At 50.2% G+C, this 20,753-nt stretch carries 22 protein-coding genes; 12 read left to right on the top strand and 10 right to left on the bottom strand.

Annotated elements, in window-relative coordinates:
* Positions 1-189 precede the first annotated feature (189 nt).
* Together H6G21_RS08475 and H6G21_RS08470 are read left to right on the top strand one after the other, a co-directional pair.
* Entirely contained in the window at positions 190-843 is a 654-nt protein-coding gene (locus tag H6G21_RS08475; RefSeq protein ID WP_190572665.1) for a hypothetical protein, read from the top strand.
* Between the two features lie 30 nt (positions 844-873).
* The gene (locus H6G21_RS08470; protein ID WP_347277997.1) at positions 874-1,269 is read left to right on the top strand and encodes a DUF2887 domain-containing protein; all 396 of its coding nucleotides are present in this window, start codon (positions 874-876) and stop codon (positions 1,267-1,269) included.
* A 126-nt stretch (positions 1,270-1,395) separates the two neighbouring features.
* Here H6G21_RS08470 and H6G21_RS08465 read toward each other — a convergent pair whose 3' ends face one another.
* The 6 genes from H6G21_RS08465 to H6G21_RS08440 all read right to left on the bottom strand — a co-directional run bounded on the left by H6G21_RS08465 (position 1,396) and on the right by H6G21_RS08440 (position 8,745).
* Positions 1,396-1,614, bottom strand: coding sequence for a hypothetical protein (locus H6G21_RS08465; RefSeq protein WP_190569479.1), 219 nt, complete (start codon positions 1,612-1,614; stop codon positions 1,396-1,398).
* A 498-nt stretch (positions 1,615-2,112) separates the two neighbouring features.
* On the bottom strand, positions 2,113-2,496 hold the full coding sequence (locus H6G21_RS08460; protein ID WP_190572879.1) for a response regulator: 384 nt from the start codon (positions 2,494-2,496) through the stop codon (positions 2,113-2,115).
* 104 nt (positions 2,497-2,600) lie between these two features.
* Positions 2,601-4,010 carry an adenylate/guanylate cyclase domain-containing protein gene (locus tag H6G21_RS08455; protein ID WP_190572661.1) on the bottom strand — a complete coding sequence of 470 codons (1,410 nt, stop codon included), beginning with the start codon at positions 4,008-4,010 and terminating at the stop codon, positions 2,601-2,603.
* Complete coding sequence (locus tag H6G21_RS08450) at positions 3,991-6,861, bottom strand: ATP-binding protein (RefSeq protein ID WP_190572659.1); 2,871 nt, start codon at positions 6,859-6,861, stop codon at positions 3,991-3,993. Before H6G21_RS08450 ends, H6G21_RS08455 begins: the two co-directional genes overlap by 20 nt.
* An 87-nt stretch (positions 6,862-6,948) precedes the next feature.
* Positions 6,949-8,073, bottom strand: a complete 1,125-nt coding sequence (locus H6G21_RS08445) for a hypothetical protein (protein WP_190572656.1) — start codon at positions 8,071-8,073, stop codon at positions 6,949-6,951.
* 252 nt (positions 8,074-8,325) lie between these two features.
* On the bottom strand, positions 8,326-8,745 hold the full coding sequence (locus tag H6G21_RS08440; protein WP_190572654.1) for a Fur family transcriptional regulator: 420 nt from the start codon (positions 8,743-8,745) through the stop codon (positions 8,326-8,328).
* Between the two features lie 335 nt (positions 8,746-9,080).
* Between H6G21_RS08440 and H6G21_RS08435 the strand changes: the two genes are divergently transcribed.
* The 4 genes from H6G21_RS08435 (at position 9,081) to H6G21_RS08420 (ending at position 11,978) form a co-directional block, all read left to right on the top strand.
* Positions 9,081-9,653, top strand: coding sequence for a peroxiredoxin (locus tag H6G21_RS08435; RefSeq protein WP_190572652.1), 573 nt, complete (start codon positions 9,081-9,083; stop codon positions 9,651-9,653).
* A gap of 113 nt (positions 9,654-9,766) precedes the next feature.
* The gene (locus H6G21_RS08430; protein WP_190572650.1) at positions 9,767-10,783 is read left to right on the top strand and encodes an NAD(P)/FAD-dependent oxidoreductase; all 1,017 of its coding nucleotides are present in this window, start codon (positions 9,767-9,769) and stop codon (positions 10,781-10,783) included.
* A 152-nt stretch (positions 10,784-10,935) separates the two neighbouring features.
* On the top strand, positions 10,936-11,421 hold the full coding sequence (locus H6G21_RS08425; RefSeq protein ID WP_347277996.1) for a cupin domain-containing protein: 486 nt from the start codon (positions 10,936-10,938) through the stop codon (positions 11,419-11,421).
* A 74-nt stretch (positions 11,422-11,495) separates the two neighbouring features.
* Entirely contained in the window at positions 11,496-11,978 is a 483-nt protein-coding gene (locus tag H6G21_RS08420; RefSeq protein ID WP_190572647.1) for a GNAT family N-acetyltransferase, read from the top strand.
* Between the two features lie 18 nt (positions 11,979-11,996).
* On the opposite strand, the gene H6G21_RS08415 is transcribed toward H6G21_RS08420, so the two are convergent.
* Entirely contained in the window at positions 11,997-12,674 is a 678-nt protein-coding gene (locus H6G21_RS08415) for a Uma2 family endonuclease (RefSeq protein ID WP_190572877.1), read from the bottom strand.
* Between the two features lie 198 nt (positions 12,675-12,872).
* On the opposite strand from H6G21_RS08415, the gene H6G21_RS08410 reads away from it, so the two are divergent.
* Positions 12,873-13,142, top strand: a complete 270-nt coding sequence (locus H6G21_RS08410; protein WP_190572645.1) for a glutaredoxin family protein — start codon at positions 12,873-12,875, stop codon at positions 13,140-13,142.
* Between the two features lie 100 nt (positions 13,143-13,242).
* Positions 13,243-14,727, top strand: a complete 1,485-nt coding sequence (locus H6G21_RS08405; protein ID WP_190572643.1) for a UDP-N-acetylmuramoyl-L-alanyl-D-glutamate--2,6-diaminopimelate ligase — start codon at positions 13,243-13,245, stop codon at positions 14,725-14,727.
* A gap of 286 nt (positions 14,728-15,013) precedes the next feature.
* Here the strand turns inward: H6G21_RS08405 and H6G21_RS08400 are convergent, their stop codons facing one another.
* Positions 15,014-15,535 carry a CAP domain-containing protein gene (locus H6G21_RS08400; protein ID WP_199307105.1) on the bottom strand — a complete coding sequence of 174 codons (522 nt, stop codon included), beginning with the start codon at positions 15,533-15,535 and terminating at the stop codon, positions 15,014-15,016.
* A 67-nt stretch (positions 15,536-15,602) separates the two neighbouring features.
* The gene (recQ, locus tag H6G21_RS08395; protein WP_190572639.1) at positions 15,603-17,927 is read right to left on the bottom strand and encodes a DNA helicase RecQ; all 2,325 of its coding nucleotides are present in this window, start codon (positions 17,925-17,927) and stop codon (positions 15,603-15,605) included.
* Between the two features lie 155 nt (positions 17,928-18,082).
* Between recQ and H6G21_RS08390 the strand changes: the two genes are divergently transcribed.
* Entirely contained in the window at positions 18,083-18,373 is a 291-nt protein-coding gene (locus tag H6G21_RS08390; protein ID WP_190572637.1) for a nucleotidyltransferase family protein, read from the top strand.
* Positions 18,370-18,705: a DUF86 domain-containing protein gene (locus H6G21_RS08385; protein ID WP_190572634.1), complete on the top strand. Its 336-nt coding sequence runs from the start codon at positions 18,370-18,372 to the stop codon at positions 18,703-18,705. Before H6G21_RS08390 ends, H6G21_RS08385 begins: the two co-directional genes overlap by 4 nt.
* Positions 18,706-18,715: 10 nt before the next feature.
* On the opposite strand, the gene H6G21_RS08380 is transcribed toward H6G21_RS08385, so the two are convergent.
* Entirely contained in the window at positions 18,716-18,970 is a 255-nt protein-coding gene (locus H6G21_RS08380) for a hypothetical protein (RefSeq protein WP_190572888.1), read from the bottom strand.
* Between the two features lie 127 nt (positions 18,971-19,097).
* Between H6G21_RS08380 and H6G21_RS08375 the strand changes: the two genes are divergently transcribed.
* Positions 19,098-19,310 (top strand): helix-turn-helix transcriptional regulator, encoded by a 213-nt coding sequence (locus tag H6G21_RS08375; RefSeq protein ID WP_190572875.1) that lies wholly within the window; start codon positions 19,098-19,100, stop codon positions 19,308-19,310.
* A gap of 191 nt (positions 19,311-19,501) precedes the next feature.
* Complete coding sequence (locus H6G21_RS08370; protein WP_242041719.1) at positions 19,502-20,716, top strand: ATP-binding protein; 1,215 nt, start codon at positions 19,502-19,504, stop codon at positions 20,714-20,716.
* Positions 20,717-20,753 lie beyond the last annotated feature (37 nt).

Raw genomic sequence — 20,753 nt, 5'->3', positions numbered from 1 at the left:
TATTAATAAGCATACTTGCATGAATTTTTATAATTTTATTGATACAGTATCAGGTGATAAAGTCGCTGTTAGTAAGTTGTTTGTTTTTTACAGTTTTCTAATCCGCTGCACTTAACTTTTACTTGTTTTTTGTACTACGTTGTACTTAACTCATGCATTCGTCTTGGATTTGATCTAAGGTACAAAGCTATGGCAGATTTACTTCTTTGGATAGGGCTCATTCTGATCATTATCGCGCTTCTTGCTCTGTTCGTGAATTTTATATGGGCCTTTTTAATATTTCTACTTTCTTGTGTTGTATTTACTTTATGGTCTAAAACCTCTGCCGGGAAGACCGCAATAGAAGAGAGTGAAGTTAAAGCTAAAGCTAAGAAAGAGAAGCGAGAAGCTGATGCAAGACGTGCTAAGCTTGCTGCTGCTCAATTAGTAAATCAACTAGAACAAAATTTGCAGCAACTTTCTAATGATCCTACTAATGCTCAAGCTTTAGATGATGTTCTATCTATTCTGCCAAACCTTGATAAAGATCAACTGAGAGAGGTGGTTGGTAGCGTTATTTTGCCTTTGTTGTCTCTGAAGCCATTAGATGCTCGCGTGCGTGCTGCTGTGTTTGTGTGCGCTCAAAAATTGAGTTCTCGTATTTCGCTATCTAACGCTGTTCCATCAAAGTTATTTTATGATGCTGCTCTCGACATACTTCAGCAGCATCCTGAGCATTCTGTTCTAAAACAATACGTTTTAGAAGTTGGTCGTTGGCACTATTCCATGACTAGGCCAGATGGTAAAGTCACAACTTATGATGAGCAATCGATACAGAATGACATTTTTGTTAGAGTGAAATAAGCTCAAAGAAAAGAAGATCTGTAAGCGATCTTGAACGAGTTGGGCGAAATGGAGGATTTGTCGTTAGGGGTTGCGGCGATGATGTTAACGATCGTGAGTGACTCCGAGGCTCCAGAAAAGGCGAGAATGCTGATTAATCAGGTAACGCAGGAAGAGCCTGGGTTACCTATCAAACAAGTCATAATAGATATAGTGATCACGATTATTACGTACAGGCTTACAACTTTATCGCGAAAGGAAATTAATGTGATGCTAGGAACTAAGCTTGAAGAAACCAGAGTCTACAAAGAAGCAAGGGAAGATGAGCGCAACGCGATCGCCCTGAATATGCTGAAGGATAATCTTCCTGTAGAACAAATCTCGTGGCTGACGGGTCTCACGATCGAACAAGTTCAGCAGTTACAATCCCAAGCAGAGCAAACGTAAGTCACGATCGTTCTCCGCCTCCGAAAATCCAATGAACCCCGATCGGGGGTGAATTCCTGATTAATTGTAGCTCCCACAGATTGCCCAACAATCAACGCAACCTGCGGGATACCAATGCTTTAGCCGTTAACGTTGCCGTTCGCGACTCAATATGCTGATGTATTGCCCGTCGGAATGGACGATCTTCATCGGTTGACTCCAGTGAATCCTGTCCGCAATCCGATGGGCATGGAATTGATTAATCGTATCCTGCACGAACTCCTTGTGACCGATCAAGTGGATCTGCAAGCGTTGTTTCTCAGGTTGAACTGCACGATCGCTGCGATCGCTAGAACCTTTTGCCATAATGTGAGCTTCTCCTTGGTGTAGTGAACCCCATCCCTGATACAATCTTTCCCCCTGCTCCTGTTTGTGGAAGAAGGTCTGGGGATGAGGGTCTAAAGAAGCCCAAAAATTTAGAGCCACCCCGTTTGACATCACAAACAAGAGTGGCTCGATCGAATGTTAAAATTCTCAACAAGCCTCCTTGCTGGTAGTGCAGCGAGGGGGTTAGCTACTTGGGGTTGTGACCGCAATCCCGAGTAGTGCCCTAAATTTTTAGGATCCCAGCAGACCCATGCTTCATGCCGAACCATCAAGTGAAAGAAGGATGTTCATGGAGCTGCTATGAAAAACTAGCCTACGGACAAACCCCCTCGCTGTCAATCCGTATTTACAAAAATCGATCGGGTATCATTAAGCACTCATCACGGAAGTATCTATTCACTTGCCATTGGCCAAAGTATCGTCTTCTAGGAGCCGACCCATGGCGATCGCTCTGAGTGATTCAAACCGGGCGATCGGCTATTCCACCAACCCCAGTACCTGACGCGCCTTATCCACCACCTCATCGGGATCAAACGGCTTCGTCATGTACAAATCCGCCCCCACTGCATTACCCTGCTGCTTATCAAACTCCTGCCCCTTGGCGGTCAGCATAATGATGTACACCTCCGACAGCGACAACTCCCGCTTCACCGTGCGGCACACATCAAACCCATTCAGCAACGGCATCATCACATCCAAAAAGACCAACTGCGGGGACTCTGTCTGAATGGTTTCCAGCGCTTCCTGGCCATTGCAAGCCGTCAAAAGCTCGACATCATCATCTTCCAATTCCTCCAGTGTTTGCTCCAGCAATAACCGAATATGGGGTTCATCATCCACAATCAGAATTTTCTTAGACATTAGTGTAGAAATTGTTGTAGACATTTGTTTAAAAATCCTCTTGTAATTCAAGCTGGTTCAGTTTTAATGATTCAACTAATCGATCTCTCCCATTGGCAGTTGCCTTAAATATCATAAATAACTTCCATCACATCCACTGCATTCCGTTTACCCTTCACCGTTAACTGACCCATTTCCTTAAACTCAAAGCGATCGCGCGTCGCTTCATAGATACTGCGACTGACCAAAATTTGTCCCCCCTTGGCCAACGATTGCAACCGCGACGCTGTATTCACCTGATCTCCGATCGCCGTATAGTCCATGTGCTGCGGCGAACCGATATTGCCCACAATCACCGAGCCCGAACTAATGCCAATGCCCGTATGGAAATGCTCGCGAATCCAAGTCACTGGATGGGTTTGAATCCGCCGTTGCATCGCGATCGCCGCTTCGATCGCCCGTACTTCGCTATTTTCCGGGAACGACGGGGCCCCAAACAGTGCCACAATCATATCCCCCACGAACTTATTGACCGTGCCCTGGTGATGGAAAATGACATCCACCATGTGGGTAAAGTATTCATTCAAGTGATTCACGATCGTTTCCGGGGGTAACTCCTCACACTGGCTGGTGAAATTGCGAATATCAGAAAACAAAATGGAAATATTCTTGCGCACGGGAGCCAGGGAAATCTCCCCCTGGGAATCCAAAATCGCCTGTACCAATTGCGTCGGCACATAGCGTTCCAAATTACTTTTAATCCGGGCTTCCTGGACCTTGTTTTCTTGTAACAAGGCATTTTCGATCGCCGCTGCGGCCTGGGATGCCAACGCATTCACCAACTTCAAATCCGCCGCAGTATAGGTAATCGGCGTCTCGCTGCCCAAGCACAGCAACCCGATCGCCTGATCCTGTCGATTTAACGGAGCCACAATCAACGAACTAAAACTCGTTTCGCCGCCATCCGCCCGGTCATCCTGCGCCACATCATTAATAATTTCGCCATTACGGGTATGCAACACCTTCCCCAAAATGCCCTGGTAGGGCTGCATCGCAAAATGCAAGGAGCCAAAGGCCGCGATCGTCTCCACCTGCTGCGACTCTGGATGGATTAAAATCACCGCGCCACTGCTGCCGGGAATCAAGCGCTGCGCCTCATGCAGCACCAACTCCGCCACCTTCGGTAAATCTAAATTGGCACTGATCTTGTCCGACAGATCGTAAAGCAGCGTAATTTCTTTGTAGCGATCGAGGGTTTCCTGGGCCAGGGTGCGTTTTTCCAGTTCCTTACTGGCCAGGTAGTTCAGTAAATTCGCGATCGCTTGGGCCTGCGGATGACCCTTCACGCAGCCGATCTCCGTTCCCTCCACCGTAACTGGATAATTCTGACCCGATGCAGCACTCCCCTCGCCGACTAACACGTTTCCTGCCGCATCACAAATCGCGATCGGCGTTGGCACGATCGCAACCATTTGATGGATCAGCGCGATCGTATCTTTTTTAGAGAGGAGACGTTTAAGATTCAGAGGCAGCATGGTGGTCATCCGCAATCAACAGCAGGAGAATGTTTTCGAGTCCCTTTTCCAGTTTCAACGCTTGTACCGCCGTGGAATGATGCCAGAACTGGGCATTGGCAATCACCATATCCGGCTGCGTTGTGGCTGTTTTTTCCAGCAATTCCGCATCGTTAATGGCCTCCACCACGGTAAATCCCTTCGTTTTTAACACTTCCACCAGCGTTTTTACCGTATGTTCGTTTTCATCCACCACCAACACCTTGCGGTGCGACGTCCCTTGGGAAATCAGGGATTCGACTTCCTGTAGTAATAATTCCGCGTTAATCGGCTTCGTCAGGCAACAATCGCCCAATCGTTTGGCCCGTTCTTCCTCCGCCAAAATCGAGAGAATGACTAGCGGAATTCCCATCGTTTCCGGATCATTTTTGAGCACCGCTGCCGTATCAAAGCCATTCATATCCGGCATCATCAGATCCAAAACAATCAGATCTGGTCGCTGGGTTTTCACCTGCTGCATCGCCTTGCGGCCATCTTCCGCCTCAATGACCTGGTACCCTTCTGCTTCAAACTGTTGCCGCAGTAGTTTCCGAATGGGGGCTTCATCATCCACTACTAAAATCTGTTTTTGCGATCGCGCTTCTGCTGGTTGTGGTTGCACTTGGGCTTTGAGTTGTTGCACCAGCGTTTTCAGATCCATTTCCCGCACTTGGGTGGAGTCCTGCGCCGCGATCGGGAGGGTAAATGCAAAGGTGCTGCCTTGGCCCAATGCACTCTCCACCCAAATTCTGCCGCTGTGATGTTCCACAATTTGCTTACAAATGGGCAAGCCTAGCCCCGTGCCCTTGGGCTTATCCGTTAGCGTATTGCCCACCTGCTTGAATTTTTCAAACACGAATTGTTGATCTTCCGGTGCAATGCCGCTCCCGGTATCGATAATTCGAATGGTAATCCCATCGCCTTGGCGCGTGACTTCGCAGGTGACTGAACCTTGGTCTGTGAATTTCACTGCATTGGACAGCAGGTTAATCACGACCTGAATCAAACGATCGCGATCGCCTAGAATCCTTGGTAAATGGGGCTCAATCACCGATCGCAATTCCAATTGCTTCGCCTGGAACAACGCATCTGTCGCTGCCAATGCGCGATCGACAATCTCTTCAACCTGGAGCGCTTCCATTTTCCATTCCACTTTGCCCGCTTCCATCTTGGCAATATCGAGCACGTCGTTAATCAGTGCCGTTAGCCGTAACCCTTCTGCCACAATGATGTCGATGTTGTCTTCCACTTGGCGCACGGCCCGTTGCATCTTCTTCTCATCCTGGGGCACTGCAGGAAAGATCACCTCATCCAGCCGCTTTTTAATCAATTTGGCAAAGCCTAGGACTGAGGTCAGGGGGGTGCGCAGTTCGTGGGAGACCGTGGAAATGAAATCCGTTTTCATCTGATCCACTTCTTTCTCAGCGGTAATATCCCGAATCAGAATTACCGTGGCGATCGCATCCGCGTCCGTTGGCTCTGTTGATTGATTAGCTTTATACACCTGGGTAATCACGGCTTTGCCCAGGCGATCGCCCCCCAGGGGAATCTCGGCGGTCACAACCTGTTGGGGCTGCTGATTGGCTTGGTGAATTAACTCCAGCAGGGCTTGATTAAAAATTTTCCGACTGTCTTGGTTCTGGATATCCAGCGCACCGAGGCCAAACAGTTGGCACAGCGCCGGGTTGTAACGACTGACTAGGCCATTGCGATCAATCACCAACAAGCCATCGGCCAAATTATCAATGATCGCTGTCAGATAGGCCAGGGCATCCTGAAGCTGGGTGCTGGTTTCCTGGAGTTGGTGATTTAACAGGGCTTCCTGTTCTGCCCGATCGCGGGTTTGCTCAAACAGACGAATTTGCCGAATCGCAATCAGGGTTGCAATCAGCACCATGCCCCCCACCATGGTTGCCAGCACATTGAGGGCATGCAAATGCTGTTCTAAGTTAGCGCGGGGAATGACCAACGCCACTGACCATTTCGCCTGCTGCAACGGTGAATAGGCCACATAGACCCATTGCCCATCCAGTTGCATCAATTCTACGTTCTGCTGATTCTTCACCATGGCTCGGGCAATCCGTGCCAGATCGGGATTGGGGGAGTCCAGTAAACTACTGATGCCATTCAGTAAGCCTGAATTGGGGTGGGCAATGGGAACCCCCTGGGAATCTAAGGCAAAGGCATAGCTTCCCTTGCCTTCCTGGGTGCGATTCACCACATTGGTTACATGGGAAACGGCGATATTACCTGACAGAATTCCCACCACGGTTGGCTTCTGGTCTGGTTCAGTGGGGAAGTTATAGGCGGCTAGGGCCCGATCGCGGCTTTCCCGGCGATCGGCGGGTACTTGCTGGTAATTGGCGGGGGGGAAAGACCAAATCGGGGCGGCAATATTAATCTGTCGCTTCCCCGTTGTGCGGGAAATAATCATATCCGACACGTTGGCTTGTCCCTGCAGGGCGGTTTGGAAGTAGGCCCGATCGCTGAGATTTTTTCCAGTCGCAAAACCGTTGCGGGTCGTGTAATAACTGCCATCGGGCTTGACCCAAATGAACATCCAAAAATCCGACAGCCGATCCTGCTCTAATTGCAAATAGGGTTCTGCGATCGTCCAATCCTGCGATCGGCTGGCTGGACTGTTGGCTAAGGTGGTCACTTCTCCCAAGCGTCCGGCGAGCCAAGTATCAATTTCCTGTTCCGCTTTTTGCACCTTCAGCAATGCATTCTCTTTTAAGCGATCCAAAATCAAATCGCGCACGACCCAATAGCTGCCAAAGGCGACGGCCCCTACGGTCACGATCGAGGCTCCCAAGGCTAGGGAAGACCACACTTTACTGTTACGTGTGCGAGGACCTGAGCGAGATTGAGCTGCTTTTTGCCAAGGAAGGGAAACCATAGAATCAGGGAGGAATGACAGTTAGGGATCAACCCGACGGGCCAGTAGGGTGCCAGGTAGGGAACCATAGCGAGCCTTAAGGGTATTCTTCGTGATCAACAACCCCAAGAACAGGATAATTAAGCCTGTTCCGCTGGCTGTTAAATGGAATGGATTATAAAAGAACGATCCTCCTGTAAAGATAATCAACAACATCAAAATGGAAAATGGAAACGACAATGCTAGTAATGCCGTTGCAAAATCGAGATCGAAAAAGGGAACCGCCGATTCCGCCTGATTTTGCTGGTTGATTTTTGTGGCGTGGAGCAATGGCCATAAACTACAGGAGGCTTGGGGCAAGGCCGTAAACAGTGCAATTTCTTCCACGGTGCTTGGTCGGAGGAGCGCGATCGCCGCTGCACTAATTAAAAAGCCGATACCTGCCCGGGCCAGCAATGCTAAGAGTAAGGTGCCAAACTGTAGTTTTTTCAAGTTCAACGACACACCGACATAGAACAAAATTAAGGGTGTGGAACACAGGGCCAGTTTTTGCAAGACATCTAAAACCGCTAGCGGCAAATCTGCCGTGCCAATGTGTAAGCTGGCTAATACCAAACCCACGACGATCGCGGCGTTAACCGGCTCCGTAAACAAAAACTGTCCGATCGTTTTCCATTGGGCGGGCGGTCTGGTGTTGGGAAGTAGGGCTTCTTGCTGGAACCAGTAAATCGCGAAGGCATACAGGCCAATGAGCACGAAGATTTTATTACCCATATCAGCCAAGGCGACCCACGCTAAGCCCGATCGCCCGAGGAACTGTTCAATGAAGGGATAGACCGTTAACCCCGGTGCCAAGGAGGGAAAGAGCAAAATTAAGGCGCGGGCTTTGGGACTCTTGAGCGATCGCAGCAAGAGCCAGGTTAAGCCAGTCCCAGCCAGCATCAGGCTCAAGTTCACGCCCAGGGCAAAGGAGGGCAACAACCAGAGATTGAGTTCCGTATTGATATCGATCGTTGATAGGAAAATAGTGGCGGGTAAGGCAACGGTGAGGATAAAGACCCGAAAGGTGGCCACAGAGGCGGCATCAGAGAATTTTCCCTTGAGCAAATAGCCCACGACGATGAGTAGAAAAAGCGCGATCGCCTTCGGGAGAACTAAGTCAGCCATGCCTTACCCCATTGCCCATAAAATGCCCCTACGTCGTATCGCAAGACAACGGAGGTGATCCCTGTAAGTTTGAATCACTGCTCATCCGTTCCTGATAGTTGCTGAGTGAGTTACGAATCCACACTTCTCACTACACTTCAACGTTCCCAAAAACCGGATGGCACTCCCACAAAATTTCTGGGCACAGCAAATTCTACCGTCTCCTGCTGGGGGACTGTGCTGGATGGGCAGTGGGTCTCAAGGAGCTGTGATCTAACCCGGTTGGCAGTGGTCGCAAACCCCATGCAGGGTGACTTCGTAGGACTCGACTTTTAATCCCGATCGCACCCGATCGATCTGGATGCTGTGCAAGGCATCCCAGGCAATATCTTCGATCGCGCCACAGCAACGACACCGGAAATGATGGTGCGGGGCCACATTGGCATCATATCGGCACACCCCTTCCTCTAATAAGACTTCCCGCACGAGTCCCACTTCACACAGCGCTTGCAGGGAACTGTACACCGTGGCTTGGGAGGAAGTCGGTGCATGTTGATTTAAATCCTGGAGCACCTGTTCCGCTGTGGGATGATCGCAGCGATCGAGCAAATTTGCATAAACCGCAAACCGCTGCGGCGTGACTCGTAGGCCTTTCTCCTTCAGTCGTTGAACGATCGCATCTTGTTGCCGCATGGGCACTTCCACCTTCTTCTGATCTGCTTGTCTTAATGTTTTATCTCCAGCATATCATTCCAGTTCTAGAATCAACAGTAAGTCAAAATAATTTCTTTAATTAAGTAGTTCTACTTATTGAATAATTACTAGATTAGAATTATTCTGACTTATATCAACCGACAACCAATCTTAAGGCGACCAATCTTAAGGCTTGCCAGCTAGCAAAACTTGCAAACTGGATTAGCTCGCAAACTGGATTGGTTCGCAGACTGGATTAGCTCGCAGACTGGATTGGCGATGGTTGCCCGTTTGTTCGGTTGATTTAGTTCATTTGTTTAGCAGAGGATAGATTCATGGCTGTGATCGATCGTGTCCCCAGTGTGACCTTCAAAACCCGTGTCCGTGACGAGTCCGTGCCTGGGCCTAACCCCTACCGTTGGCAAGATCTGACCACTGACGAAATCTTCGCCGGTAAGAAAGTTGTTATCTTCTCGTTGCCCGGAGCCTTCACGCCCACCTGCTCCTCCAACCACTTGCCCCGCTACGAAGAACTCTACGAAGAATTCAAAGCCCAAGGCGTTGATCAAATTATCTGTATCTCTGTGAATGATGCCTTTGTTATGTTCCAATGGGGCAAGCAGATCGGCGCGAAAAATGTGTTCCTGTTACCCGATGGCAATGGTGAGTTCACCCGCAAGATGGGGATGCTCGTTGATAAGTCCAACCTCGGGTTTGGGATGCGTTCCTGGCGCTATTCCATGCTGGTCAATGACGGCAATATCGAAAAAATCTTCACCGAACCTGACTTTGGCGATAACTGCCCGATCGATCCCTTTGAAGTCTCCGATGCCGATACCATGTTGGCGTACTTGAAGGGAACCCAGTCTGAGGGCGTTACTTCCCCTCGTCTGGAATTCGTAGGTTAGGGTATCTTTGGGAAGCGGTCTCTCAATCGCCAGGAATGGGGAATCTTGTGAAGGGAACTAGGTTCCCCATTGGCTGTTAGAGGATCACGTCTTGTAGGGCTGGGTAGGAAAAGATGAAACTTTCAAGCAAAAATCTAGACACTCGTCGGGATACGGTGTACGACGCGATCGTTGTGGGGGGTGGCATGGGTGGTTTATCCGCTGCCATTTACCTGGCTCGCTATGGCTTGAAATGCTTGGTGATCGAAAAAGGTCGGGGCCGCTCCTTCTGGATGCAGGATTTGCGCAATTACGTTGGTCTTGATCCTGACACCCCCGGACGCACGATTTTGCAACATGCCACTAATCAAGCGATCGAATGGGGTGCGGATTTCCTACGGGGCTTCGTTGAAGAAGTGATTGACGAAGGCGATACCTTTACGGTGAAAGTTAAGGTTGGTAAAGGTGATACCACGGGTGTTACGTTCCGCAGTCAATATGTCATTGCCGCTACCGGAATCATTGACCTATTACCAGAATTGGAAAACATGCAAAATGTGTTTGACTATGCGGGTTATACCCTGCATGTCTGCATGATTTGCGATGGCTTTGACATGTGGGATCAAAAGGCGGTTCTGTTGGCGAAAACGGAAGGCCAGATTAATGCAGCCTTTGTGTTGAATTGGTTTACTCCCTACATTTCTGTGCTGACCAATGGCCTGCAAGTCAGCGATGAAATGAAGCAAAAACTGGCGGATCACGGCTATCCTCTCTACGAGCAACCGATCGCGGAGTTCCTCGGCGAGAACCACAAAATGAGTGGGGTGAAGTTGGCCGATGGCACGATCGTGGAAGCGACGACGGGCTTAGTCAACATGGGATCGATCTACCATAACCAATACCTCAAAGGCATTGCAGGGTTGGAATACGACGGCGAGAATTTAGTCACCAACAACATGTGCCAAACCAGTCATCCTCGCATTTTTGCTTTGGGGGATTTGAAGCAGGGGTTAAACCAGGTTTCCGTGGCGGTGGCTGATGGTACTTTAGCGGCCACGCAAATTTGGCGGAACATTCGTCGGGCCAGTGCGCCCCGCAAATGGGAAGACAATATCGCCCAGGCTTCTCAGACAGGTGCAGCAGAATCTTAAATTCGCAAGCGATTTTGCACCTCGATCCATCGGTCAACCCTACAATGACTCTGAGGAATTTTGATTTCTTAGAAATTGTAGGGTTTCTCATATGTGTTCTCGATCGTGTCATTTCCAGTGTTGTAATTATCGAATTGCTAAATGAGGTTGCTGTGACTGATCACAATTTCCCGATCGCGATTTCTGCTCTGGATGCCCCTGTGCGCAACAAACCCAGCAATTATCCCGAACCCTTTGCCTCACGAATGGCGGGTCGCGAAAAGCGATCGCTGGGGGATTGGTTTGGCTTAAGCAATTTCGGGGTGAATTTAACGCGCCTCGCGCCCCAAGCAATTTCTGCCCTGCGCCATGCCCACACCCGCCAAGATGAATTGATCTATATCCTGCAAGGTCATCCAACCCTGTGTACCGATGCAGGCCGAACAGTCTTGGCTCCGGGAATGTGTGCAGGGTTCAAGGCGGGAACGGGTAATGCCCACCATTTGATCAATGAAACAGCGGAAGTGGTTATTTACCTGGAAATGGGCGATCGGACGCCCGGTGATGCAGGTTCCTATCCCGATGATGATTTACAGGCGGTTCTGCAAGATGGTAAATGGCAGTTTCTGCACAAAGATGGAACGCCCTATCCTGTCTAGTGGATAACCCCGCTTGAGCGCTTGTGTGTGGTCGGTTGCTATCCAGTTTTTTCTATCATGGGCTACTATCCGTCATGCAAATTAGAGCTGCTACATCCAACGATATTGCATTAATTTTTTCGTTTATTCAACGGAAAGCTGACTTCGATCGCGCGATCGGTGCGTTCACTGGCACCTTGCAAGTTTCTGAAGCTAAACTTCGCCGAACTTTGTTTAATCGTGACCCCTTTGCCTATGTTCTCTTTGCAGAATTGGAACAGCGGGCGATCGGGTTTGCTTTTTATGCATTCCGGTATTCTTCCTTCGTTGGGCAGCCAAGCCTTTGGTTAGATGATTTGTATGTGGTTGAAGCCCAGCGTAGTCAAGGCGCGGGAACGGCTTTGATGCAGCACTTGGCAAAGGTTGCCCAAGACAATGATTGCAGTCATCTTGCCTGGAATGCCGATGCTCGTAATCTTCGGGGGCTCCAATTTTATCAACGGTTAGGTGCAGAGATTACTGAGCAACATGGCGATCGTTGCTGGTTAAGATGGGTGCCTTGGTTGCTGGAGCCTTAGTGGTATGGGGACACGGTATCAACTGGCTGTGTCTTGAATGCCAGCTTGCAACTGTTGCATGAACCAAGTGGCAGCAGCGGTGTTGGTACTCGTTGTCATCTTGGCTAACGTTTGCTCGATCAGATCGATCGGCAGCCCGGTGAATACTTGGGATTCCGTACAGCGTTGATATTCCCCCGACTCCTGCAACGTAAATGCAAACACTCGTAAGCCCTTAACATCAATCACCCAATATTCAGGGATCCCTAAACTGGCGTAGAGATGTTTTTGTTCATCTAAATCCTGGCTGAGGCTGGTATCGGCAATTTCCCCGACCAAATCCGGGATGCGATGGCGTGGAATTTCGATTTTGCGGGGTTCCCCTGTCTGCCATTGGGGAATGTTCTGTCCTTTGTAGACCACCAAATCCGGTGCACAGGCGTGGGTGTTGACCTGCTCAACCAGACAGCGGCCTAGGGATGCATAGGTTTCTTCTGGGTGTAAAAATGCCCAAAACCCGAACAACATGGTTAACAAATCACTGAAGCTTGCGTGATTAATGCCTTCTTTGCCCATCTCAACCCACAACCACCCTTGATAAAACGCAACCTTGCAATCTCCATAGGCAGGGTCATCCCGCACGGCAAGGTAATCTTCCCAAAGGGGGGCGGGGCGCGATCGGGGAATGTTTAAGGGCGATTCTAGGGAAAGAGTCATGGCACTTAAATTAGTACTCGAATTAGCACTCAGATGGACTGGGTTGCAGACTCGCAATCGTAATCCGGCGATCGACGACCAGAGCAAGACTGAAAACGGTACACTGACTAAACTCGGTTCTAAGGATCCCATTGCTGGTAATTCCATTTTAGACCGATCGTCTACGATTCCCCAGCGATAACCTGCGACTACACAGCTATGCACCACTTGATTCTCTACAGCAAACCGGGCTGTCACCTCTGCGAAGGCTTGGAAGAAAAACTGCGATCGATCGTCAATCTACCGCTGCAAATTGAGATTCGCGACATTACTACCCGAGATGACTGGTTCCAAGCCTACCAGTACGAAATTCCCGTCCTTTACTGGCTCCAAGGCGAAACGGCTATCCCCATTCCCCGCCTGTCTCCCCGTGCTTCTGTGGCGCAGGTGGAGCAGATGTTACAGAAATATATCTCGTCAAATTGCTAAAGATCTCTGACAATGGGCGCTAACCGGAACGATCGCTCGCGATCCCACCGGACTTCAGACCCATTCGACATCCCATTGGATAGCCAGGAGGAACCTTAACATGCTGCTAAAAGAGCTATTTGACAAGGCTGGACTTGCTGCGGTGGATCATCCGGGACTCAATGCCGAAGTCAAAGGATTAACCACCAATTCCCACAAGGTCCAGTCGGGAGATCTATTCATCGGGATGCCGGGGACGCGGGTGGATGGCGGTGATTTTTGGCAGAGCGCGATCGCGGCGGGGGCTGTGGCGGCGGTCGTGTCTCCCCAAGCTGCCGAAAAAGCCAAGACGGATCTGCAACCGGGGCAGTGTGTCATTCCCGCGATCGATATGGCCCAGGCGTCTGCTAACCTAGCCGCTGCCTTTTATGACTACCCCACCCAAGCGCTGCAAATGGTTGGCGTCACGGGTACCAATGGCAAAACGACGACGACCCATTTGATTGAATTTCTGCTCCAGCGATCGCAGCGGAAACCGATGCTGATGGGGACACTCTACGTGCGCTGGGAGGGCTACCATGAGGTCGCTATGCACACCACGCCGTTTCCTGTAGATTTGCAAAAGCAATTGGCGACGGGGGTGGCGGCGGGCTGCCAGCAGGCGGTGATGGAAGTCAGTTCCCATGCCTTGGCCCAAGGGCGGGTGCTGGGCTGTCAGTACGATGTGGCGGTGTTTACGAACCTGACCCAGGATCACCTCGACTACCACCGGGATATGGAGGACTACTTCGAGGCGAAGGCGCTGCTGTTTAGCGAGAAATATCTGCGGGGACGGGCGATCGTTAATTGTGATGACAGCTATGGTCGGCGACTGATTGAGCGGCTGGGCGATCGCGCTTGGTCTTACAGCACGGAAGGCGAAGCGGATCTGTACCTCAGTGATGTGGTGTATACGGCTACTGGGGTGAGCGGGATTGTGCATACGCCCTTGGGCAGTGCACCCTTTACCTCCCCATTGGTAGGACAGTTCAATCTGGCTAATATGCTAGCGGCGATCGGGGCGGGTTTACTGCTGGGGCTGGATTTGCCAACCATGGTGAATGCCCTGCCGGAATTTGTCGGCGTGCCGGGACGCATGGAGCGGGTTCAGGTGCAACCGGAGCAAGACATCAGCGTGATTGTGGACTATGCCCACACGCCGGATAGTTTGGAAAATCTCTTAAAGGCATCCCGTCCGTTTATTGCGGGGCAGATGATCTGTGTGTTTGGCTGTGGGGGCGATCGCGATCGTACGAAACGGCCTTTGATGGGGGGGATTGCAGCTCGGCTAGCGGATCACGCGGTTGTGACTTCCGATAATCCCCGCACGGAGGATCCAGAGCAAATTTTGCAGGATATTTTGGCGGGTATCGATGCAGGGGCGAATCCCACGGTGATGGCCGATCGGGCGGCGGCGATTCGGCAGGCGATTCTGTCGGCTCAACCAGGCGATGGGGTACTGATTGCAGGTAAAGGCCACGAAGATTACCAAATTCTGGGGACAGAAAAGATCCACTTTGACGATCGGGAACAGGCCCGTAATGCCCTAGCTGAGCGTTATGCCTAGCCAGACTTCCGACTGGTTCGAATGATGCAAACATCTAGAAACGTCAGGATGGCTAGTTGTAGGAAATTCAGTGAAGGCGACTAAAGCCCAGAATCCCGACTTTTTCGAGAGCGCCCAAATTGTAGGGGGAATACAGAAACGTCGGGATTCTGTTGTCAATAAAAAAGGAGTCGATCGACTCCTTGTCTTAGGGATGAAAATTGCTGAAACATTGAATAGTCTTAATTAAAGGCGGTCATCTGTAGAGGCCAGAGTTTTCAAAAGATAGCGTTAGATCCTGTGGAATCTAGCGACTACTTCCGAAAACCTGTACCCAGTAATGACCATATTGATCATCGGATTTCGCATAGCCAAATCCAATCTCTTTATAGTTACGATTCAGGATATTGGCCCGGTGTCCAGGACTCTTCATCCATTGTTGAACAGTACTGGATGCCGTGGCATTGCCCGCAGCGATGTTCTCACCGACATAGGAGTACTTGTAGCCTACTGCTTTGACGCGATCGGCCACGGAAGAACCATTGGAACCTTTGTGGCTGAAGAACTGCTTTTGTACCATGTCTTGCACATGGGACTGCGCTGCTTGGTTGAGAAGTGACGATAATTTCAGGGGAGCCAGCCCCGCTTTCTTGCGCTCTGCATTGGTCAATCGCAACAGTTCCGTTTGGAAATCCGCTGACGTGGCCGCTGCAATCACCGTCGGCTTGGCCGGAGCGGAGATTTGCGCTTTACTGGGTAAATGATAGAAACTAATTGCTAACAGACAGGCAACTGCTGTCGCGGGCAGATGGAAAGGAGAACTTGTCATATCAGCTTTTAACCGAGTGAACATATCCTACCAACGTCACCCTGAATAGTTTGTGATGTAACTTTGGTTAGAACTGTGATTGCGATCGCATCCAAGCTCGAACCAAGCGAATTTCATCAAACCCATAGGTCTCACCGACGACTTCACGAATGGCCGTTAGCGACTCACTTCGAAGCTGCTGGATGGCTTGGGCAATGACGGCTCGCCGATCGTCCGCAATGAGGCGATCGACCTGAACCCCATGGCCCCGCTCCAATAACACCACGAGATGCTCCCAAACCGTTCCCAAACGGAGGTTTCGGGCTTCTGCAATGTCCGCAGGTGTATATCCCTCTTGATGGAGAGAAAGCGTTTGTAGGTGGGTAGAGCTGACGTTGGCCGTGGAGGAAGGGTTCCGCTGGTTAACCTTCTGGCTGGCGAATTTTGGGGGTGGGGTTCCCGATCGGGATGTTGTCGGGAAGGGAATTAACTTAGACGATGTCTGAGAGGGCGTGGCGAGGGAGAGGGATGGAGGGGGCGTGGTGGTTAATCCGTGTTCTGTCCGAAAATCGCTAATCTCTTGAAGAAAAATATCGCCATATTTATCTAATTTGCGATTGCCCACCCCGGATAGTTTCAGAAATTGTTTGCGATCGAGGGGTTGCTGTTCTGCCATTTCCCGCAGGGTCGCGTTGGAGAAGACGGCGTAGGGTGGGTTGCCCTCATCATCGGCGATCTGTTTGCGCAATTTGCGGAGGCGATCGTAGAGTTCTTCGACTTGTTCATTGCCCATATCGCTGCGTTGAAGCGTTACATCCGATCGCTGCGGTTCTACGGCCACCATGACTTGTCGCTGACCGCGCAGGACTTCCCAACTCAGATCATTCAATTTCAGCACAGCGTAGCCGTCGGTGGCTTCGTCCACTAAGCCTTGGTGCACGATCGAACGGGCCAGTAATTTCCATTGCTCGGTTGTTTTATCTTTGCCGATGCCATAGGTGGAGAGTTGATCGTGGTTATTCTGCAAGATGCGTTTTTCCTTCGAACCGCGCAGCACGTCGATCGCGTAATTGATGCCGTAGTGCTGACCCCGTTGGGCAAACCGTGCGACACAGGACAGAAACTTCTGGGCGTCGATCGTCCAATCTTCGATCGGTTTAGGGAAACGGCAGTTATCACAGTTGTCGCAATGGCCAGGAAAACTTTCGCCAAAGTAGCCGAGTTGCACGGTGCGCCGACATTCCAAGGCTTCAGCGTAGTTGATGACGCGGCGGAGTTGTTGTTGGGCGATGCGTTGTTCTTCTTCCAGAGGTTCGCCAGTTGTGGGATCGCATTTTTGGCTGATGATGAAGTCGATCGTTTTGACATCGCCCATGCTGTAGTAGAGCGTGCAGACAGCGGGTTCCCCATCCCGGCCTGCCCGTCCAGATTCCTGGTAATAGCCTTCGATATTTTTGGGTAAGCTGTAGTGAATGACGAACCGAACGTCAGGCTTGTTGATTCCCATGCCAAAGGCGATGGTTGCCACAATTACTTGTACGTCATCTCGAATGAAGCTAAGTTGATTTTTTGTTCGAGTTTCAGCGTTCAGTCCTGCGTGGTAGGGCAGTGCTTTAATGCCATCTTTGCAGAGTTTGGCAGCCACTTCTTCGACGTTCTTGCGACTGAGGCAGTAGACAATGCCCGATCCCTCGGCTTGGCGGATTTGTTCTAGCATGTCGGCGTAGGTGTTGCGGCTTTTGGGCCGGACTTCGTAGTAGAGATTGGGCCGATTGAAGCTGCTGACTTGAACAAAGGGGTTGCGCAGGCCCAGTTGGGTCATGATGTCGGTGCGAACCCGTTCGGTGGCGGTGGCGGTGAGGGCCCAGATGGGGACTTGGGAGTAGGTCGATCGCAGGTAGGCCAGTTGGCGATATTCTGGGCGGAAGTCGTGGCCCCATTCGGAAACGCAGTGGGCTTCGTCGATCGCGAAGGCGGCAATGCCGATCGTGGATTGAATTTGGGGTAGGAAGGAGAAGAGAAATTCGTCGCTGAGGAGGCGTTCTGGGGCGACGTAGAGGAGTTTGATTTTGCCGTTGAGGATGTCTTGGGTGCGCGATCGGGCTTCGTCTGGGCTGAGGCTGCTGTTAAGGAAGGTGGCGAGGATGCCGTTGTTTTGCAGCAGTTGCACTTGGTCTTGCATGAGGGCGATCAACGGCGAAACGACGATCGTTAGGCCGGGGCTGAGGAGGGCAGGCAGTTGGAAGCAGAGGGATTTGCCACCGCCGGTGGGGATGAGGACGAGGACATCTTGGCCGTTGAGGGCGGCTTCGATGATTTCCCGTTGGCCGGGACGGAAGCTATCGTACCCAAAGTAGTGTTTGAGGTACTGTTCCAAAAGTTCGGTGGTGGCGGAGGAGGGAGAAACTGCCATAGACCTAGAGATAGACCTGGAGGTTGCACTGAGGCTAGGGTAGCGTATCTGATGGGCTTGATCACGAGAATCTTATAATGGGGGATGTGGGGGCAAGAATTGCTGGTAGTCTTTGCAGGAATCCTTACAGGAATCGTTTTGAGGAGCTTGGTAAAATGGAGCTTGGGGAGCGTCTCTGGGCAAATCGGGAAGCCATTTTGGGGTTGGCGGCGCAGTATGGGGCGTACAATGTCCGGGTGTTTGGATCGGTGGCGCGGGGCGAGGCGGATGCAGACAGTGATGTGGATTTTTTGGTGGAAGTGGAGCCTGGATATAGTTTGCTGGATTTGGGTGGGTTGTTGATGGCGCTTCAGGAGTTGTTGGGGTGTTCGGTGGATGTGGTGACGGAAAAGGGGTTGCGGGAAAGGATTCGCGATCGGGTGCTTAGTGAGGCAGTGCCGCTATGAGGGACGATCGCGAGAAGCTGCAAGATATTCTAGAGGCGATCGATCGAATCAATCGTTATGCGTTGCAGGGAAGACCGGAATTTGAACGAAATGAATTGATTCAAGTTTGGTTTACTCAAAATCTTCAAATTATTGGTGAAGCAGCCCGATCGCTATCTGCGGTGATTAGAAATCAGCATCCAGAGGTTCCTTGGACGAAGATGATCGGGATGCGAAATATTCTGGCTCACAATTATTTTGAAATTGATCTGGAGATTGTTTGGTTAGTTGTAGAGCAAGAATTACCCAGTTTGAAGGAATGTATTGAAGTAATTTTGAGAGCGTTGAATTGAGCAAATTTCATCAACCTATCGGTGCTTCAAAGACGATTTCATAATCCCCTAGGGGATTTAATCTCCGCAAAACTTTCAAATGTTCCGAGGCATCATTGCGTTTGCGGAATCGGGCGACGGTGAGGCGTTGGCAATTGGGTAAATGCTGCACAATGCACCAAGGTGATAATAAATCACGGTAAGACTGGCCCGATCGGGCATCTCGATCGGAGGCTAATTCATAGCAAAACTGGGCCGCGTTGAACGGCTGAGAGACTGGTATCATAGGTGAATCACTCCCGTAACGGGGGTAGGAAGTGCGATCGCTCACGAGTTTTCCAGGCAAGGGAGCGATCGCGTTTGATAACGTACCACCTATTAAAAGATGCATCTGCGTCTTTGTCAAGTTGCTCATGGGGCTGGTTAGACTACGAATTCGGGAACTCGCAAACGCAAGAGGCTGGACGCTCAAAGAAGCCGCCGATCGGGCAGGGGTCAACTACAGCACCCTGAAAAGCTATGTCCAGCGAGGTGCCCTCAACACGGTTGACTTATCCACTGTTTACAAGATTGCGCAGGTCTTTGAAGTGTCGATCGAAGACCTGATGGAAATTCTGGAAGACTAGACTGGCCCATAACTGGCACAGTTGGAATGGTAGAGTGCGATCGTTAGATCCGCTGAAAAAAAGGGCATAGTAAGCCAGAGCAAGTTTACAAGTCAGTGGCACAGGGGTTGCTGTCAGCAAGAATGAAGCAACGTTCAATTGGGTCTCTTCCGCTTTTATCGTTTCAATGGTTGCCTCAATGGTGGGTTAAGTTGTCAAAGAGCAAGTCCCCTAAATTTTTCTTCATTGCAGTTGCCTTGTCGGTATTTATTGCCGAACTATTGATCATGCTGGGCTTTACGCTACTTCCCTCCATGCCTGGATTGCTCGAAGCGGTTGTCGATGCAACTGGCCTATCACTGCTGATATCCCCTGCGCTCTACTACTTTACCTATAAACCCTTAAGAACTGAAAATCAACAACGGGAATTCGTTGAGCAAGAACTCCGACGATCGGCTCAACAATTGCAAACCCAAGCAGAACAACTCCAGGAATATAATCAAAAGCTCGAACAAAAAGTTGCCGATCGCACTCAAGAACTCAGCCTCAAAAATCGTGAACTTGAATCATTACTGCAACAACTGCACGCGACGCAAGTTCAAATTATTCAAAACGAAAAAATGACATCCCTAGGGCAATTGGTCGCGGGAATTGCCCACGAAATCAATAACCCAGTCAGCTTCATCCATGGCAACATCAAACATCTCGATCGCTATGTACGAGATCTCCTAGAAGTCGTACAAGCCTATCAACTTTTCTACCCAGAGCCTCCCGCAGTCCTTCAGGCCAATTTGGATGACATCGATCTCGCATTTGTTGAACAAGATTGCAGCAAAATTCTGCGGTCAATGCAGACGGGAACGGAACGAATTCAGCAGATTGTATTATCTCTACGGAACTTTTCTCGTTTAGATGAGGCAGAATTCAAGACCGTAGATTTACACCAAGGCATCGATAGTACCCTCCTGATTTTGCAGCATCGCCTCTTGGAGATGCCCAACTTGACAGCCATTCAAGTGGTCAAAGACTACGGAGAATTGCCGTTGATTGCATGCTATCCAGGACAAATCAATCAAGTCTTTATGAGCTTAATTAGTAACTCAATTGATGCATTAGAAAACTCGGAAAGACAACGAAATAAGAATCGTCAACCCCCCCTATCTCCCACCATTTGGATCTCTACAAAAGTCAATGCTAACCAATGTGTTGAAGTTGTCATCAAAGACAACGGTACAGGAATTCCGGAAGCTCTACGATCGCGAATTTTTGATCCTTTCTTCACCACCAAGCCGATCGGCAAAGGAACGGGTCTTGGGTTATCTATCAGCTACCAAATAGTGACGGAAAAACATCAGGGGAAACTTTGGTGCGACTCCACCCCTGGCCAAGGCTCCAAATTCGTCATCGAAATTCCCATCCGACTTTAGTCCTAGGTCATCTGCCACCGAACCTTGCCCCAAATAG

The organism is Alkalinema sp. FACHB-956, from assembly GCF_014697025.1.
Taxonomy (GTDB): Bacteria; Cyanobacteriota; Cyanobacteriia; order Leptolyngbyales; family Leptolyngbyaceae; genus Alkalinema.
The sequence above is the reverse complement of the archived record's forward strand: the minus strand, read 5'-3'. Positions and strand labels throughout refer to the sequence as shown.

What these genes read in the sequence shown, in the direction of transcription:
- H6G21_RS08380 (WP_190572888.1), bottom strand. Translation starts at nt 18,970, where the DNA reads ATGATACCAGTCTCTCAGCCGTTCAACGCGGCCCAGTTTTGCTATGAA.
- H6G21_RS08410 (WP_190572645.1), top strand. Translation starts at nt 12,873, where the DNA reads ATGCACCACTTGATTCTCTACAGCAAACCGGGCTGTCACCTCTGCGAA.
- H6G21_RS08390 (WP_190572637.1), top strand. Translation starts at nt 18,083, where the DNA reads ATGGAGCTTGGGGAGCGTCTCTGGGCAAATCGGGAAGCCATTTTGGGG.
- H6G21_RS08415 (WP_190572877.1), bottom strand. Translation starts at nt 12,674, where the DNA reads ATGACTCTTTCCCTAGAATCGCCCTTAAACATTCCCCGATCGCGCCCC.
- H6G21_RS08445 (WP_190572656.1), bottom strand. Translation starts at nt 8,073, where the DNA reads ATGGCTGACTTAGTTCTCCCGAAGGCGATCGCGCTTTTTCTACTCATC.
- H6G21_RS08430 (WP_190572650.1), top strand. Translation starts at nt 9,767, where the DNA reads ATGAAACTTTCAAGCAAAAATCTAGACACTCGTCGGGATACGGTGTAC.
- H6G21_RS08375 (WP_190572875.1), top strand. Translation starts at nt 19,098, where the DNA reads ATGGGGCTGGTTAGACTACGAATTCGGGAACTCGCAAACGCAAGAGGC.
- H6G21_RS08460 (WP_190572879.1), bottom strand. Translation starts at nt 2,496, where the DNA reads ATGTCTAAGAAAATTCTGATTGTGGATGATGAACCCCATATTCGGTTA.
- H6G21_RS08455 (WP_190572661.1), bottom strand. Translation starts at nt 4,010, where the DNA reads ATGCTGCCTCTGAATCTTAAACGTCTCCTCTCTAAAAAAGATACGATC.
- recQ (WP_190572639.1), bottom strand. Translation starts at nt 17,927, where the DNA reads ATGGCAGTTTCTCCCTCCTCCGCCACCACCGAACTTTTGGAACAGTAC.
- H6G21_RS08440 (WP_190572654.1), bottom strand. Translation starts at nt 8,745, where the DNA reads ATGCGGCAACAAGATGCGATCGTTCAACGACTGAAGGAGAAAGGCCTA.
- H6G21_RS08405 (WP_190572643.1), top strand. Translation starts at nt 13,243, where the DNA reads ATGCTGCTAAAAGAGCTATTTGACAAGGCTGGACTTGCTGCGGTGGAT.
- H6G21_RS08475 (WP_190572665.1), top strand. Translation starts at nt 190, where the DNA reads ATGGCAGATTTACTTCTTTGGATAGGGCTCATTCTGATCATTATCGCG.
- H6G21_RS08400 (WP_199307105.1), bottom strand. Translation starts at nt 15,535, where the DNA reads ATGACAAGTTCTCCTTTCCATCTGCCCGCGACAGCAGTTGCCTGTCTG.
- H6G21_RS08385 (WP_190572634.1), top strand. Translation starts at nt 18,370, where the DNA reads ATGAGGGACGATCGCGAGAAGCTGCAAGATATTCTAGAGGCGATCGAT.
- H6G21_RS08435 (WP_190572652.1), top strand. Translation starts at nt 9,081, where the DNA reads ATGGCTGTGATCGATCGTGTCCCCAGTGTGACCTTCAAAACCCGTGTC.
- H6G21_RS08420 (WP_190572647.1), top strand. Translation starts at nt 11,496, where the DNA reads ATGCAAATTAGAGCTGCTACATCCAACGATATTGCATTAATTTTTTCG.
- H6G21_RS08465 (WP_190569479.1), bottom strand. Translation starts at nt 1,614, where the DNA reads ATGGCAAAAGGTTCTAGCGATCGCAGCGATCGTGCAGTTCAACCTGAG.